The 284-nt window shown below is 44.4% G+C and carries 1 protein-coding gene; it reads right to left on the bottom strand.

Annotation, left to right across the window (positions count from 1 at the left end; genetic code table 11):
- On the bottom strand, nt 1–284 hold a 284-nt coding region (locus CWB98_RS23465), incomplete at both ends, for a hypothetical protein (protein ID WP_138546975.1).

Raw genomic sequence — 284 nt, 5'->3', positions numbered from 1 at the left:
CGGTAATATAATCTTGGTTAGATAAGCCGACTTTAGGCTCAAGGTACTCATCCGCTTGGATATCTGATATTGCAATGGTGCTGATAACCTCACCGTTAACTTTAATTGTAGCAGTACCATTTTGCGCGATCGCGTGCAGATCTTTTCGAACCTCTAGTTTGAGCTTTTTGGCGTGCTCAAAGAATACGCTTGTCACTTGTGTAGGTTGTAGGTGAAACCAGCGCTCTGTATCTTGCGCTAATTGCAGTATTTGGTCGTCAAGTCCTGGCAGTCTGAGTGCTCTT

This window comes from Pseudoalteromonas rubra (assembly GCF_005887115.1).
GTDB classification, from domain to species: domain Bacteria; phylum Pseudomonadota; class Gammaproteobacteria; order Enterobacterales; family Alteromonadaceae; genus Pseudoalteromonas; species Pseudoalteromonas rubra_F.
Note: the sequence above shows the minus strand (reverse complement) of the source record. Positions and strands in the feature narration are given on the sequence as shown.